This window comes from Erwinia sp. GW821-FHT03D09 (assembly GCF_059420805.1).
Map to the genome: position 1 here is coordinate 1 of NZ_JBWKUK010000015.1, position 15,196 is coordinate 15,196.

Here is a 15,196-nt window from a genome sequence, read left to right on the forward strand (position 1 = left end):
AAAAAATCTCTTCCTGACGACTCGCCGTGGAACGGAAATCAGCGTGTTACCGGTACGTACTGGCGACAGAACATGCTGCCTGCCCTTAGTGCGCACGAAAATTCTCCGTTATTTCCGCACTTCTCACCTTAAATATCGCTCAGTCAGTACCAGGTGGTACCTCAGACATATAATGCAAAGTACTAACTCCCTCTTTTTGGCATAAACGATCTGCACATCATTGATACTCAGTCTGGTTCCTGAACACCTTTCGCGCCTTCATCCTTTCTGCACTGACATCCAGCCCTGAATAAAATCAGCAATCGCCTCTATATTGTTTAAATCTAATCGAACTACATCAAGCTCAAGCTGAATATCACTGGCAACAGCAATCGTCCATTGATCCAGCGGTAAGGGTAGCTGTTTGCCTGTTTCAGAGCGATACAGCACAATTTTTGCGACCTCTTCCTGCTTAAATCCTTCCACCAGAATAAGGTCTAATACCGCAGCATCCATTCGGCTGGCAAGATAATGCAGGTCGAGCCCGGACTGCTGTGGTATTTCGATCATTAAAGCCCATCGTAGTTGACTGGCAACCAGTACCTGATCGGCCCCGGCTTTACGTAACTCATAGCTATCCTTACCCGGCGTATCAATTTCCATCTGATGATGGGTGTGTTTGATCAATCCGCAGCGAACTCCTCGATTTTTGAGTTCGGGGATCAGTTGCTTTAGCAAGGTGGTTTTTCCCGTTCCGCTCCACGCAGAAATAGACAGAAGTGGGATCATTACGCGAATTCCATTCAGTTTTTAAGATCTTCGGGATGATTAATATTATTGAAGGCCGTTCCAACATTGCTGAACAGCACTCCGTGCCCACCCGCCTGCTGTAAAAAAAGCAGCAGCCTGCGATCGCCGCGCTCAAGATACTCGCGAAGTTGTTTGGCCAGACTGCGATGCATCAGCACCAATGCAGGGTGATCCCGCTCTTCAGAGCGAGCCCAGACAGTGAGAGCAGAGCCTTTATTGCCCCAGAGATGAATGACCAGATTGTCGGGCAGCTGCGGGGTATCACAGGAAGAAAATACAACCCATTCTGTATCGGCCTGCTCGAGCGCGGCCAGCATTCCCGCCAGCGGGCCGGGAAAATCAGGTAGTGTATCGGAGATAACCGGAAAGCCACTCTGTTGATATGCCGCAAGGTTACGATTGGCATTAATCCATACAGTATCAACCTGGGGTTTTAAACGCTGCAATACGTGGTGATAAAGCGGTTGCTGATGCCAGATAATCAGCCCCTTATCCCGGCCTCCCATTCTGCTGCCGCGACCGCCAGCGAGGATCACTCCGGTGATAGCCGGACGTTCAGAATTTGAGTTAATGGCCATTCTTTTATGTCCTTTGCTCAAGTTTGGCGTGTAGATTGATATCGTAACTGAAGTGTATTTATACAGGGAACAACAATATGAAATGCCATCGCCTCAATGAACTTATCAGCCTGTTACAGCCCGCATGGCAGCAGGAACCCGATCTCAATCTTGTGCAGTTTTTGCAAAAAATGGCCGATGAGGCAGGATTTAAACAGCCAATTGAAGAAATTACGGATGATGTCCTGATCTATCATCTTAAGATGCGGGGCAGTGATAAAAATGCGGAAATTCCCGGATTAAAGAAAGACTATGAAGAAGATTTCAAGACTGCGCTGCTTCGCGCTCGTGGGGTGATTAAAGATTAAATCTCCTTCTGGAGCCGAAGCCACCGGTATTTGATGATATTCTTAGCGACTATACTTACGCATTTATCAATGAGCCTGCCGGATGACAGAAGCTGCTTTTAACTTCCAAACGCTTACCCCCGATACCATCCTCGATGCATTATGGGATACCGGCCTGCGGGTTGAATCCGGGCTTACGGCGCTGAATAGCTATGAAAACCGCGTTTACCAATTTACCGATGAAGATAAACGCCGTTATGTTGCAAAGTTTTACCGCCCTCAGCGCTGGTCACAGCAGCAGATTGAAGAAGAACATCAGTTCTCTGCCGAGCTGTTGGCTGATGAAGTGCCTATCGCCGCACCGTTGAACCTGCAGGGTAAGATGCTGCATCAGCATCAGGGTTTCTGGTTTGCCGTTTTCCCCAGCCTTGGTGGCCGCCAGTATGAAACGGATAACTACGATCAGCTGGAATGGGTTGGCCGTTTCCTTGGCCGTATTCATCAGACCGGGCGCAGGGAAACTTTTGCACACCGACCGACAATTGGCCTGACGGAATATGTTGATCAACCGTTGGAGATTCTGGCCAATAGCGCGCTCGTTCCCAGGGCGCTGAAGGATAGTTTATTAGCGACTATCGAGCGGCTACGCACAACTTTACAAAACTGCTGGCATACTCAGTGGTGGCCACTGCGTCTGCACGGAGATTGCCATCCGGGAAATATTCTGTGGCGGGATGGCCCACTTTTTGTCGATCTGGACGATGCCCGAAATGGTCCTGCCGTGCAGGATTTATGGATGTTGGTTAATGGCGATCGACAAGAACAGCTGATCCAGTGGGGTATTTTACTTGAAGCTTACAGTGAGTTTTGTGAGTTTGATGCTCACGAATTGTCACTGATTGAGCCTTTACGTGCTATGCGGATGGTTTATTATCTGGCGTGGGTTGTTCGCAGATGGGATGACCCTGCTTTCCCGGGTAGTTTCCCGTGGATGACGGATGAGGATTTCTGGCGTCGTCAGATTTCCATATTTAATGAGCAGGACAAGCTGCTGCAGGAGCCTCCGCTGCAGCTGATGCCTGATTTCCAGGTGTAATCACCCTTTGATACGCCTACTGAGTAGTAACTAGGAGAGAGTTTCACGATGAAAAAAATTTGGTTTGCACTTGTCGGTATGGTACTGGCATTCAGCGCATCTGCTGCACAGTTTACCGATGGTCAGCAGTATGTCACGCTGGACAAACCCGCTTCCGGAGAGCCGCAGGTTCTGGAGTTCTTTTCATTCTTCTGCCCGCACTGTTATGAGTTTGAGCGCGTCTGGCACGTTAGCGACGCCGTAAAAAAAGGCCTGCCGGCTAATGCAAAAGTGACCAAATACCATGTTGAATTCTTAGGTGGCGACATGGGTAAAACTGTTACTCAGGCATGGGCTGTCGCCATGGCGCTGGGCGTAGAAGATAAAGTGACCGCGCCTATCTTTGAGGGTATTCAGAAAACCCAGACAATTACCGATCCTGCCAGCCTGAAGGATACCTTTGTGAAAGCTGCCGGTATCAAGCCAGAAGATTATGACTCCGCGTGGAATAGCTTTGTGGTGAAATCACTGGTTGCGCAGCAGGCAAAGGCAGCCTCTGATGTTGATCTTCGCGGCGTTCCGGCCATGTTCGTTAACGGTAAATATATGGTTAACAATGGCGGCCTGGATACCAGCTCAATGGATAACTATGTTCAGCAGTACGCGAACGTGGTGAAATTCCTGATTGGCCAGAAGTAATTAATCTGCTTAAATCGCCGGCTATCAGGCCGGCGTTTTTTTTGCCTGTTTACTAGCAAATCAGACGAAATGAATTAGAATCGATATCGGCCCTACGCCAATCGGTTCCACCCTTCTCTGCTACGCCTTTAACTAATATCCACATAATAATAATTCCGCTAAGGCCATTTTAAATTAACGGTTTTATCTGTATCACATTGAATATTATGGTTATAAAATTCACCCTGTTATTCTGTTTTCGCGAATAAAGAAGAGTTATTGAATTTACACACAAACTTATCCACAGGGTAATTTATCGAGGTGCTACGCAAAACGGCAATTGTTCTGTGAATTATGGCCATTGCGGTTTTCTCTTTGATATCGAGCTGTGGCATCCTTAACACCAATCCAAAACTAATCAAGAACGTGACGACCTATGGCTCAAATTGCAGAAAACCCGCTGATCCTGGTAGATGGCTCTTCCTACCTGTACCGCGCTTACCATGCGTTCCCCCCACTGACCAATAGTGCTGGTGAACCCACCGGAGCAATGTATGGCGTACTGAATATGCTGCGCAGCCTGCTACTGCAATATAAGCCGAGCCACGTAGCGGTGGTATTTGATGCTAAAGGCAAAACGTTCCGTGACGAGCTGTTCGAAGAGTACAAATCTCATCGCCCGCCGATGCCCGATGACCTCCGTGCACAGATAGAGCCGCTGCACAATATGGTGAAGGCTATGGGGTTGCCGCTGCTGGCTGTATCCGGAGTGGAAGCCGATGACGTGATCGGCACACTGGCGCTGGCAGCAGAAAAAATGGGGAAACCCGTCCTGATCAGTACCGGTGATAAGGATATGGCGCAGCTGGTTACGCCAAATATCACGCTGATCAACACCATGAATAATGCCATCCTTGGGCCGGAAGAAGTGGTGGAGAAATATGGTATCCCTCCATCGCTGATTATCGATTTTCTGGCGCTGATGGGTGACTCATCAGATAACATTCCAGGCGTACCCGGCGTGGGAGAGAAGACCGCACAGGCGCTGCTTCAGGGGTTGGGTGGTATTAAGGATATCTATGCTAATCTCGACAGCGTTGCCGGTTTAACTTTCCGTGGTGCAAAAACCATGGCCGCCAAGCTGGAACAGAATAAAGAGATGGCGCTGCTATCCTATCAGCTGGCCACCATTAAGACCGACGTTGAGCTGGACCAGACCTGTGACCAGTTGACGGTCAACGAACCGGCGACGGAAGAACTGCTGGCTCTGTTTAAACACTATGAGTTCCGCCGCTGGATTGTCGATCTGGAAGAAGGCAAATGGCTACAGGGTAAAACGGGCGGCACCTCCGCGCCGAAAGCCAGGTCGGCGACTATAGCAGAAACCTCCGCTGAGGAGCCGCCGGCCAGCGTACTGTCATCGGATGGCTACGTCACCATTCTGGATGAAGAAACCTTCGAAGTCTGGCTGCAAAAACTCCATAACAGTGAGCTGTTTGCCTTTGACCTGGAAACGGACTCGCTGGATACGTTGAGTGCCAATATCGTGGGCCTGTCATTCGCCATTGCACCGGGTGAAGCGGCTTATCTTCCGGTGGCGCATGATTATCTGGATGCTCCCGATCAGCTGGATCGCAGCAGCGTACTGTCACGCCTTAAACCGCTGTTGGAAGATAACAACGCGCTGAAAGTTGGGCAAAATCTCAAATACGATCGTGGCGTGCTGAAAAACTATGATATTGAATTAAAGGGCATTCGTTTCGATACCATGTTGGAATCCTATGCGTTGAATAGCGTTGCGGGCCGCCATGATATGGATACCCTGGCATTGCGCTGGCTGAACCACAAAACGGTGACGTTTGAAGAGATTGCCGGTAAGGGTAAGAATCAGCTGACCTTCAACCAGATAGCGCTGGATCAGGCTGCACGCTATGCGGCTGAAGACGCCGACGTGACGCTACAGCTGCACCTGAAAATGTGGCCTGAACTGGAGAAAGAGCAGGGGCCGAGAACCGTTTTTGACCAGGTAGAAATGCCGCTGGTGCCAGTCATCTCACGCATTGAGCGTAACGGTGTTCTGATCGACCAGGGAATACTGGCCGCGCATTCAAAAGAGCTGGGAACGCGGCTGGCGGAGCTGGAACTGCGAGCCCATGAGCTTGCCGGTGAGCCGTTCAACCTGTCTTCACCTAAGCAGCTGCAAACGATTCTGTTTGAAAAGCAGGGCATCAAACCGACCAGGAAGACACCGGGCGGCGCGCCGTCAACCAGTGAAGAAGTGCTTGCCGAGCTGGCACTGGACTACCCGCTGCCTAAAGTAATCCTTGAGCATCGTGGCTTATCCAAGCTGAAGTCAACCTATACTGACAAGCTGCCGCAGATGATCAATCCGCTCTCTGGCCGCGTGCATACCTCCTACCACCAGACGGTGACTGCGACCGGAAGGCTCTCTTCCAGCGATCCTAACCTGCAAAACATTCCGGTGCGTAATGATGAGGGTCGCCGTATCCGCCAGGCGTTTATCGCTCCGAAGGGGCATGTCATCGTAGCCGCTGACTATTCGCAGATTGAGCTGCGTATCATGGCGCACCTTTCTCAGGATAAAGGGCTGCTGACGGCGTTCGCTAATGAGCAGGATATTCACCGTGCGACCGCTGCGGAAGTCTTTGGCGTGGCGCTGGAAAAAGTCAGCGGCGAACAACGACGCAGCGCGAAGGCGATCAACTTTGGTCTGATTTATGGTATGAGCGCCTTTGGCCTGTCACGCCAGCTGAATATCGGCGCAGGCGAAGCGAAAAAGTATATGGACCTCTACTTCGAACGCTATCCGGGGGTTTTGCAGTATATGGAGAGTACCCGTGAGCAGGCTGCTGAAAAAGGCTACGTTTCAACTCTGGGCGGGCGCCGGTTGTATTTACCGGATATCAAAGCCAGTAATGCGATGCGCCGTAAGGCGGCAGAGCGTGCGGCAATTAACGCCCCGATGCAGGGGACCGCAGCGGATATCATTAAACGCGCGATGATTGCCGTGGATGACTGGCTGCTCCAGCAAGCTGACCCTGCAGTGAAGATGATTATGCAGGTGCACGATGAACTGGTATTTGAAGTCAGAGCGGATGCGGTTGATGCCGCTTCAGATAAAATTCGTCAACTGATGGAGAGCAGCATGAAACTGGACGTGCCGCTTCGTGTGGATGTCGGCGTGGGTGACAACTGGGATCAGGCGCACTGATCGCTCATCCATAAGGCTGGGGCAGTCAGTGTCCCGGCCTACAACAACGATAAGAAAATAGTCTATTTAATCGTTTCAGCTTCTGACCCTCTCTTACTGTGGTTACCAGTAACGCTAACCATTTCAGCTAAAAGCATTTTTTAAGTAATTAAGCTACAGAAAGGGCATCGTTATGTGACGAATGTTGGATCTTGACTGTCGTTTTCTGGAAATTAACTACAAAAAACCCTTTTTAGCGCTCAAAAAATCATGTAGAGTTTATCGCGTAGGGTACAGAGGTAAGATGTTCTATCTTTCAGACCTTTTACTTCACGTAATCGGATTTGGCTGAATATTTTAGCCGCCCCAGTCGTTATGACTGGGGCGTTTTTTATTGGGCGTCGTACAGGAATTTGCGCAATGACTGCTCGAATACGAGCGGCAGACCAACAGAAAGCTGGCCTGCCAAAAGATGACTGAAACGGTGTTACTCGTCGATTCCGTCTTCTTCGGTTGCCGGCGGGATATCGCGATACCAGCTATCCAGTTTCTGGCTCAGCTTATCCACGCCAATTTTCTTCAGCGATGAGAAAACTTCAACATCCACCGTACCCAGGAAGGTTTTCGCTTCTTCACGAACGGCATTAAGCTGAGCTTTACGCGCTCCGGAAGCCAGTTTGTCGGCCTTGGTCAGCAGTATCAGCACTTCAATTCCGCTCTGCACGGCCCACATAACCATCTGACGGTCGAGATCTTTCAGAGGATGGCGAATATCCATCAGCACGACCAGCCCCTTCAGGCACTGGCGTTTTTGCAGGTATTCCGCCAGCGATCGCTGCCATTTCAGCTTCATCTCTTCCGGCACTTCGGCATAGCCATAGCCGGGAAGATCCACCAGTCTGTAGCCTTCGGCAACCTGGAACAGGTTGATTAACTGGGTACGGCCAGGCGTTTTACTGGTACGGGCAAGGCTTTTCTGATTTGTCAGCGTGTTGAGTGCGCTGGATTTACCCGCGTTTGAACGCCCGGCAAAGGCAACCTCAATGCCGGTATCGGCAGGCAGATGGCGGATATCCGGGGCGCTGGTGACAAAATGGGTGACGTGATAATTCCAGCCAGACAAAATAAAGTACTCCAGGGAAAAAAGTGAATTGCGTTGATTATACCCTGTATGATCGAAAAGCGCCCGATAAGACATAATAACCCTGGTATTCTCTGTGAGATATTTGCCATAAATCTTGGCGGCACTCTCTGCTTTTTTTCCTCTTTCTTCTTAAAATATTGTTTAATTTCATTTGGTTGTTTTTTTCATATCCAAATAATAACTAAAAATTAAAGTGTGGCCTTGATTGTCGGACTAGTTAGTCTACATTTGAAGACAGAAACAGGCCGTTTCACTTCAGGATGAAGCGCTCAGTGAGCATCAGGGTGATGACGAGCAGGGAAAGGAAAGTGCGAAGGGGTCGCACAACAGGATGGGAGCTCACCAGGATGTGGGCACTTGGCAAAGGAAAACCGGGATGTTGGCTGCTAAAATGGATGCTGACACCGTCAGCCCTTCTGTGGAAGGTGCGAAAAAAGGCGACAGGGTGACCTGCCGCCTTTTTTCTTTCTCTGCTTTCTGCTAGATTCCGCCGCAATTCTATTACTGAAGATAAACGTCTGAGAGCAGAAACCATGAAGCAACCTGCACGCACGCCACAGGGACAAAAACCTGCTGCAAAAAATAAGCGTAAATCCCGTGATGAACTGAATCAGGAAGCGCGCGATCGCAAACGTGATAAAAAACGTAGCGGCAACGCCTCCGGCAGCCGGGCTAACCCTGTTACTGAAAGCCAGAAAGCCAGCAGCGGAAACAAAACTAAAGATCCGCGTATCGGCAGTAAAAAGCCTGTCGCACTGGGCGGAGATGTCGTTGCCGCTAAACCGGCCAAGCCAGCAAAAACGCCGAAAGTGCAGCCAGAGAAGAAACCGCGCCTGACGCCGCAGGAAGAGCTGGCAATGCTGGAGAACGATGAACGCCTGGACGCATTGTTGGATCGCCTCGAAAGCGGTGAATCACTACCCGCTGAAGATCAGGCATGGCTCGATCAGGCCCTCGATCGTATCGATGTGCTGATGGAGCAGCTGGGTATTGCTCTGGATGATGATGTCGAGGATGACGCTGCGGAAGAAGATATGTATCGCCTGCTGAAGGGCGGGAACTGATTATCTATCTTTTCTCCTGTGGAGAGATTCGCTCTCCAGTGTTCTGGAAGAAAGGGTGTGCGTGCCCGGCATTCTGTATCTGATATTGACGTAAATCGAGGCAGGGCAATTCTGCTCTGCCCGTAATAACCGGTTTCTCTACTGATGATTTGGCCTGGATCAATTATTGCGCTGATTCTGTTGTGCTGGCTTGGGTGGTTGTTCGTTAAACTACAGCGGTTATCGCGCCTGAAAGCACGGCTGCGTAGCAGGATCGTCAGCCGGCCTCTCCCTGTCCCGCGACGGTCTGTCCGAAAGCGTATAAGGTAGGCGAGCATGCAGATGCAGAAAGCAGAATGGGATCTCCCGTTAATTCAGAAGTACAACACCTCCGGTCCACGTTACACCTCCTATCCAACGGCCCTGGAATTCAGTCAGGATTACGATGAAAGCGCATTTTTACGTGCGGCGTCGCGTTATCCCGATCGACCACTGTCTCTCTATTTGCATATCCCGTTTTGCCATCAGCTTTGTTATTTCTGCGGCTGCAACAAACAGGTGACGCGCCAGCAGCACAAAGCGGATATCTACCTGGATGCGCTGGTGCAGGAAATCGAGGCCCGCGCCCCGTTGTTCAGCCAGCGTACCGTCAGTCAGATGCACTGGGGCGGTGGTACGCCGACTTTTCTGACTAAGGCGCAAATCAGTCGGCTGCTGGGTACCCTGCGGCAGCATTTTACGTTTGCTGCCGATGTAGAGATGTCGATTGAGGTAGATCCGCGCGAAATTGAGCTGGATGTGCTGGATCATCTGCGTGAGGGCGGATTCAACCGTCTGAGTATGGGCGTGCAGGATTTTAACAAGCAGGTTCAGCAAAGCGTTAACCGGGTGCAGGATGAAACGATGATTTTCGCCCTGATGGCCCGGGCGCGTCAGCTGGGTTTTACCTCCACCAATATCGATCTGATCTATGGTCTGCCTCATCAGACGGCGAAGAGCTTTGCGTTTACCTTGCAAAAGGTGGCCGAACTGAATCCGGATCGCCTCAGCGTATTCAACTATGCTCATCTGCCAGAACTGTTCGCGGCCCAGCGTAAAATCCGTCAGGAGGACTTGCCCGATGCGCAGCAGAAGTTGGATATTCTGCAGCAGACGATTTCGTCCCTGACCGCACAGGGCTATGAATTTATCGGTATGGACCACTTCGCTCGCCATGATGACGAACTGGCGATTGCACAGCGTGCCGGAAAGCTGCACCGCAATTTTCAGGGATATACTACGCAGGGAGACAGCGATCTGTTGGGCATGGGCGTTTCGGCAATTAGCATGATCGGGGATAGCTATGCGCAGAACCAGAAAGAGCTGAAGTATTATTATGCCGCCATCGATCGGGATAAAACGGCGCTCTGGCGCGGGTTACAGCTCACTGATGATGACTGTATCCGACGCGATGTGATTAAGAGCCTGATGTGCAATTTCTCGCTGTCATTTTTAGCGGTTGAAACGCAGTGGGGAATCGATTTCCAGCGCTATTTTGCTGAAGATTTGCAACAGCTGCAGCCACTGATTGCCGACGGGCTGGTGGATTGCCACCAGAAGGGCCTTCAGATAACGCCTAAGGGACGATTACTGGTAAGGAATATCTGTATGTGCTTTGACAGCTATCTGCGCCAGAAGGCCCGCAGGCAGCAATTTTCGCGGGTGATTTAACTCAGCCTGTAAAAAGGGCGAGCCGCTTGCGGCTCGCCCGGTACCTACCCGGCCAGAAAAAAACGTTATTCCATTCCCAGCTCTTTCAGCTTGCGGGTGAGCGTGTTGCGCCCCCAGCCAAGCAGGCGTGCGGCTTCCTGCTTATGGCCCTGAGTATGGCGCAGCGCGGTGGTCAGCAGTGTACGTTCCATTTCTGGCTGTGCCTCTGACAACAGATTTTGATGACCGGAACGCAGCGCTCTGTCGGCCCATTGAGCCAGCAGCGTCGCCCAGCTGTCCGGTAGAGACTGCGTCGGACTGTCCGGCGTTGAGGTCTCAAACAGTTCCGGTGGCAGATCCTGGATCAGCACTTCCTGTCCGGCCGCCATCACCGTCAGCCAGCGGCAGGTGTTTTCCAGCTGGCGTACGTTGCCTGACCAGTGAAGGCGGGTCAGCGCGGTTTCCGTTTCCGGATGCAGGATTTTTGCTTCCACACCCAGCTCCCGTGCCGCGACCTGCAGGAAATAACGTGCCAGGCGCGGAATATCTTCGCGGCGCTCACGCAGCGGCGGTAAATGCACGCGGATAACGTTCAGGCGGTGGAACAAATCCTCACGGAATTTCCCTTCCTGTACGCGCATTTCCAGGTTCTGGTGGGTCGCGGCGATAATGCGCACGTCCACCTTCACCGGGGCATAGCCACCCACGCGATAAAACTGTCCGTCGGCCAGTACACGCAGCAGTCGGGTCTGGACATCCAGCGGCATATCACCAATTTCATCAAGGAACAGCGTCCCGCCGTCAGCCTGCTCGAAGCGCCCCTGACGAATCTGATTTGCGCCGGTAAATGCCCCTTTCTCATGGCCGAACAGCTCGGATTCAATCAAATCCTTAGGAATAGCGGCCATGTTCAGCGCAATAAACGGCGCTTTTGCCCGAGGACTGTGGCGGTGTAGCGCGTGCGCCACTAACTCTTTGCCCGTCCCGGATTCACCGTTAATCAAAACGCTGATAGAGGAACGGGAGAGGCGGCCGATAATACGAAATACATCCTGCATGGCCGGCGCCTCACCGATGATATCGGTAGTCGGCCCACTGGCAGGCTGATTGCGCGGCTGCTGCTGTTCCTGATAGTGGCTGATAGCGCGCTCAACCAGCGCCACTGCTTCATCAATATCAAACGGCTTAGGCAGATAGTCAAAAGCGCCCTGCTGATAAGCGCTGACGGCGGCATCCAGATCGGAATGGGCGGTCATAATAATTACCGGCAGCATAGGATGACGCTGTTTAATTTTTTTAAGCAGCGCCAGCCCGTCCATGCCCGGCATGCGAATATCCGATAATAAAACGTCTGGGGTTTTGGTTGCGAGCGCGTCCAGCACCTCATTGCCACTTTCAAACGTGACACAACTTAAACCGGCTCCAGTGAGCGCGCGTTCAAGCACCCAGCGGATGGAGCTATCGTCATCGACGATCCAAACTATCCCTCGTTGCATAGAAACCTCACTGGCGAATAGGCAGATAAACTGAGAACTCAGTGTGTCCGGGCCAACTGTTGAAATCTATTTTCCCGTAATGCTGGTCGATCAGACTGCGGGCAATGGAGAGCCCCAGCCCGGTGCCGCCTTCGCGGCCGCTGACCATCGGGTAAAAAAGCGTATCCTGCAGCTGCGCCGGGATGCCCGGGCCGTCATCTTCAATATCGATGCGTGCCACCAGGCGATAGCGAGAACCGTGCAGCGTCAGCTGAAACGCCGTACGAGTACGTAACGTGATGGTGCCACCTTCGTCGCCCAGTGCCTGTAGTGCATTGCGGACAACGTTGAGCAGGACCTGCTCGATCTGATCGGGATCGTGCGGTAGCTCTGGCAGGCTGGGATCGTAATCCCGCACCAGAGAAACATTATCGGGCAGCTCCATTGAAACCAGATTAACCACGCGCTCAGCCACCTGATGGATGCTCTGAGTAACATGCATACCGGGCTGCTGGGGGCCCAACAGGCGATCGACCAGATTGCGCAGGCGATCGGCCTGTTCAATGATGACTTTGGTATATTCGGTTAAATTCGGATCGGGAAGCGCTTTGGCCAGCAGTTGTGCTGCACCGCGTAATCCTCCCAGCGGGTTTTTAATCTCATGCGCCAGACCGCGAACCAAATCGCGTGCGGCAACCTGTTGAGCATGCTGCAGCTGTTCCTGGCTCAGGCGACGCTGATTATCCATCGGCGCCATCTCCAGCAGGATCAACCCATCCGGCAGCGGCTGTGCGGTCAGCGACATAATATGGGCGCGACTATCGACCACGAGGGTGACTTCGCTGTCGGTAAAGCCCTGACCTGCATCCAGGTTTTCGAACATGACTTCAATATTAAGAGAGAAATAACCAATCAGTTCCGGTAAAGGCGTGCCGAACAGCTTGCGGGAACTTTGCGCCAGCAATTGCTGCGCTGCGGGATTGGCATAATGAATCACCAGCTCGCTATCAACTAAAAGAATGCTGTTGAGCAGTGAATTGAGAATCTGCCCAGCATCGGGCAGAGCGCCAGTTGCCATAAAGCGTTCTCCTGAGTCATTCGTGCGCACCAATTTAGTGCATTATAGTCTTTTAACCCGGAAATCATCTTGTTAAACGATGAATTTGTGGAGAAAAAAGCCCATCCGAAGATGGGCTGAAAGTTTCCACGGCAACAAAATCCCAGGCGTTTATCGTGCTGGAGCTTGGCGGGTTCCCTCAATATCACCCGCATGGACACGCCACGCGGGATCTTTTCGGTTGCCGCTTCTCAGCGACATGATATTCGCCTGGCTTACTACTAATTAAACGCTGTAGTACAGTTCGAACTCAACTGGGTGCGGAGTCATACGAACGCGGTCCATCTCTTCCTGACGCAGGGCGATGTAGGCATCGATAGTGTCCTCGGTGAACACGCCGCCGCGGGTCAGGAACTCACGGTCTTCATTCAGTGCAGCCAGTGCTTCATCCAGAGAACCTGCAACTTTTGGAATCTCAGCTTCTTCTTCCGGCGGCAGGTCGTACAGGTTTTTGTCCATCGCATCGCCAGGGTGGATCTTGTTGATGATGCCGTCCAGGCCAGCCATCAGCAGTGCAGCGAAGCACAGGTACGGGTTAGCCGCTGGGTCCGGGAAACGCGCTTCGATGCGGCGTGCTTTCGGGCTGGTAACCACTGGAATACGGATTGAAGCAGAACGGTTACGGGCAGAGTAAGCCAGCATAACTGGCGCTTCGTAGCCTGGGACCAGACGCTTGTATGAGTTGGTGGTTGGGTTTGCCAGGGCGTTGATCGCTTTAGCGTGCTTGATAACACCACCGATGTAGAACAGCGCCATTTCAGACAGGCCGCCGTATTTGTCACCGGCGAACAGGTTGGTGCCGCCTTTAGATAGGGACATGTGGCAGTGCATACCAGAACCGTTATCACCAAACATTGGCTTAGGCATAAAGGTCGCGGTTTTGCCGTACGCGTGAGCCACGTTGTGAACAACGTATTTGTAGATCTGAATTTCGTCCGCTTTTTTGGTCATGGTGTTGAAGCGGGTTGCCACTTCGTTCTGACCTGCGGTTGCCACTTCGTGGTGGTGGGCTTCAACAACCAGGCCCATCTGCTCCATGGTCAGACACATAGCAGAACGGATGTCCTGAGATGAGTCAACCGGTGGTACCGGGAAGTAGCCGCCTTTCAGCGCAGGACGGTGGCCTTTGTTGCCGCCTTCGTATTCTTTACCGGTGTTCCAGCAGGCTTCGATATCATCGATAGCAACGTGAGAACCGGAGGTGCTGCTGCCGAAGCGGATGTCATCGAACAGGAAGAACTCTGGTTCTGGCCCGAACAGTACGGTGTCCGCGATGCCGGAAGAGCGCAGGAAGTCTTCTGCACGCTTAGAGATGGAGCGCGGGTCACGGTCGTAGCCCTGCAGAGTGCCTGGCTCGAGAATGTCACAACGGATGATCAGGGTAGAGTCAGCGAAGAACGGATCGATCATCGCAGTTGTCGCGTCTGGCATCAGAACCATGTCAGATTCGTTGATGCCTTTCCAGCCACCGATTGAGGAGCCGTCAAACATTTTGCCTTCTTCGAAGAAGTCAGCGTTAACCTGATGAGCGGGAATGGTCACGTGCTGCTCTTTACCTTTAGTGTCAGTAAAACGCAGGTCAACAAATTTGACTTCGTGTTCGTTCATCATCGACAGAACGTGTTCAGCGGACATACGTAACTCTCCTGGATTTTGTCATTGTCGTTGTGGTTAGAGAACTCAACGGGCGCGCTTTGCGTTTGGCTGCGCTGACTCCGAAAATTAAAGTCCTCTGACAAGCTATCAACCGTTGTGGAAACTGGCATTTTTCGCTTACAGATACTAAAGCGAAATCTATGCCAACTTTTTTATTCGGTGCAAAAAGCGCTATGATGCGCCCTCTCGAAAGACGAGGAGTGCACCATGATGGAAAGTGTGCACTATTTTGGTGCCTTTGTATGATACCAGGGCACCATTTTGGTGCGATTTTGCCATGCAGTGCAATCTTTGCACTGAAAATGGCTGCAAATGCAATCCGAACAGTTAAATTTCTATGAAATATGTGATCCTGTTCAGTCCTTCGATTAATCCGTGTACAATAGCGCGCTATTTCTAATGCCTGAGGCAAAGC

Annotated in this window: 13 protein-coding genes; 7 read left to right on the forward strand and 6 right to left on the reverse strand. The window is 51.7% G+C overall.

Annotated features, from left to right (window positions below):
* Nucleotides 1-258: 258 nt before the first annotated feature.
* Together mobB and mobA are read right to left on the reverse strand one after the other, a co-directional pair.
* Nucleotides 259-768: a molybdopterin-guanine dinucleotide biosynthesis protein MobB gene (mobB, locus tag AC07U6_RS15520; RefSeq protein ID WP_494764354.1), complete on the reverse strand. Its 510-nt coding sequence runs from the start codon at nucleotides 766-768 to the stop codon at nucleotides 259-261.
* Nucleotides 769-782: 14 nt separating this feature from the next.
* A complete protein-coding gene (gene mobA / locus AC07U6_RS15525) occupies nucleotides 783-1,367 on the reverse strand; it encodes a molybdenum cofactor guanylyltransferase MobA (protein WP_494764353.1) in 585 nt (194 codons plus the stop codon).
* A gap of 77 nt (nucleotides 1,368-1,444) precedes the next feature.
* Between mobA and AC07U6_RS15530 the strand changes: the two genes are divergently transcribed.
* The 5 genes from AC07U6_RS15530 (at nucleotide 1,445) to spfP (ending at nucleotide 7,009) form a co-directional block, all read left to right on the forward strand.
* Complete coding sequence (locus AC07U6_RS15530; RefSeq protein WP_494764352.1) at nucleotides 1,445-1,714, forward strand: YihD family protein; 270 nt, start codon at nucleotides 1,445-1,447, stop codon at nucleotides 1,712-1,714.
* Nucleotides 1,715-1,796: 82 nt separating this feature from the next.
* Nucleotides 1,797-2,789: a serine/threonine protein kinase gene (locus AC07U6_RS15535; protein ID WP_494764351.1), complete on the forward strand. Its 993-nt coding sequence runs from the start codon at nucleotides 1,797-1,799 to the stop codon at nucleotides 2,787-2,789.
* Nucleotides 2,790-2,837: 48 nt separating this feature from the next.
* A complete protein-coding gene (gene dsbA / locus AC07U6_RS15540; RefSeq protein ID WP_494764350.1) occupies nucleotides 2,838-3,467 on the forward strand; it encodes a thiol:disulfide interchange protein DsbA in 630 nt (209 codons plus the stop codon).
* 415 nt (nucleotides 3,468-3,882) lie between these two features.
* Complete coding sequence (gene polA / locus AC07U6_RS15545; RefSeq protein ID WP_494764349.1) at nucleotides 3,883-6,678, forward strand: DNA polymerase I; 2,796 nt, start codon at nucleotides 3,883-3,885, stop codon at nucleotides 6,676-6,678.
* Between the two features lie 283 nt (nucleotides 6,679-6,961).
* Nucleotides 6,962-7,009, forward strand: coding sequence for a small protein SpfP (gene spfP / locus AC07U6_RS15550; protein WP_071892919.1), 48 nt, complete (start codon nucleotides 6,962-6,964; stop codon nucleotides 7,007-7,009).
* A 135-nt stretch (nucleotides 7,010-7,144) separates the two neighbouring features.
* Here the strand turns inward: spfP and yihA are convergent, their stop codons facing one another.
* On the reverse strand, nucleotides 7,145-7,780 hold the full coding sequence (gene yihA / locus AC07U6_RS15555) for a ribosome biogenesis GTP-binding protein YihA/YsxC (RefSeq protein ID WP_494764348.1): 636 nt from the start codon (nucleotides 7,778-7,780) through the stop codon (nucleotides 7,145-7,147).
* A 554-nt stretch (nucleotides 7,781-8,334) separates the two neighbouring features.
* Here yihA and yihI point away from each other — a divergent pair.
* Both yihI and hemN read left to right on the forward strand, forming a co-directional pair.
* Nucleotides 8,335-8,865, forward strand: coding sequence for a Der GTPase-activating protein YihI (gene yihI / locus AC07U6_RS15560; protein WP_494764347.1), 531 nt, complete (start codon nucleotides 8,335-8,337; stop codon nucleotides 8,863-8,865).
* Nucleotides 8,866-9,180: 315 nt separating this feature from the next.
* Complete coding sequence (hemN, locus tag AC07U6_RS15565) at nucleotides 9,181-10,554, forward strand: oxygen-independent coproporphyrinogen III oxidase (RefSeq protein ID WP_494764346.1); 1,374 nt, start codon at nucleotides 9,181-9,183, stop codon at nucleotides 10,552-10,554.
* A gap of 65 nt (nucleotides 10,555-10,619) precedes the next feature.
* On the opposite strand, the gene glnG is transcribed toward hemN, so the two are convergent.
* The 3 genes from glnG to glnA all read right to left on the reverse strand — a co-directional run bounded on the left by glnG (nucleotide 10,620) and on the right by glnA (nucleotide 14,760).
* Nucleotides 10,620-12,029, reverse strand: coding sequence for a nitrogen regulation protein NR(I) (gene glnG, locus AC07U6_RS15570; RefSeq protein WP_494764345.1), 1,410 nt, complete (start codon nucleotides 12,027-12,029; stop codon nucleotides 10,620-10,622).
* A 7-nt stretch (nucleotides 12,030-12,036) separates the two neighbouring features.
* A complete protein-coding gene (gene glnL, locus AC07U6_RS15575; RefSeq protein ID WP_494764344.1) occupies nucleotides 12,037-13,086 on the reverse strand; it encodes a nitrogen regulation protein NR(II) in 1,050 nt (349 codons plus the stop codon).
* Nucleotides 13,087-13,350: 264 nt separating this feature from the next.
* Complete coding sequence (gene glnA / locus AC07U6_RS15580; RefSeq protein WP_494764343.1) at nucleotides 13,351-14,760, reverse strand: glutamate--ammonia ligase; 1,410 nt, start codon at nucleotides 14,758-14,760, stop codon at nucleotides 13,351-13,353.
* Nucleotides 14,761-15,196: the final 436 nt, after the last annotated feature.

What these genes read in the sequence shown, in the direction of transcription:
- mobB (WP_494764354.1), bottom strand. Translation starts at nt 768, where the DNA reads ATGATCCCACTTCTGTCTATTTCTGCGTGGAGCGGAACGGGAAAAACC.
- mobA (WP_494764353.1), bottom strand. Translation starts at nt 1,367, where the DNA reads ATGGCCATTAACTCAAATTCTGAACGTCCGGCTATCACCGGAGTGATC.
- AC07U6_RS15530 (WP_494764352.1), top strand. Translation starts at nt 1,445, where the DNA reads ATGAAATGCCATCGCCTCAATGAACTTATCAGCCTGTTACAGCCCGCA.
- AC07U6_RS15535 (WP_494764351.1), top strand. Translation starts at nt 1,797, where the DNA reads ATGACAGAAGCTGCTTTTAACTTCCAAACGCTTACCCCCGATACCATC.
- dsbA (WP_494764350.1), top strand. Translation starts at nt 2,838, where the DNA reads ATGAAAAAAATTTGGTTTGCACTTGTCGGTATGGTACTGGCATTCAGC.
- polA (WP_494764349.1), top strand. Translation starts at nt 3,883, where the DNA reads ATGGCTCAAATTGCAGAAAACCCGCTGATCCTGGTAGATGGCTCTTCC.
- yihI (WP_494764347.1), top strand. Translation starts at nt 8,335, where the DNA reads ATGAAGCAACCTGCACGCACGCCACAGGGACAAAAACCTGCTGCAAAA.
- hemN (WP_494764346.1), top strand. Translation starts at nt 9,181, where the DNA reads ATGCAGATGCAGAAAGCAGAATGGGATCTCCCGTTAATTCAGAAGTAC.
- glnG (WP_494764345.1), bottom strand. Translation starts at nt 12,029, where the DNA reads ATGCAACGAGGGATAGTTTGGATCGTCGATGACGATAGCTCCATCCGC.
- glnL (WP_494764344.1), bottom strand. Translation starts at nt 13,086, where the DNA reads ATGGCAACTGGCGCTCTGCCCGATGCTGGGCAGATTCTCAATTCACTG.
- glnA (WP_494764343.1), bottom strand. Translation starts at nt 14,760, where the DNA reads ATGTCCGCTGAACACGTTCTGTCGATGATGAACGAACACGAAGTCAAA.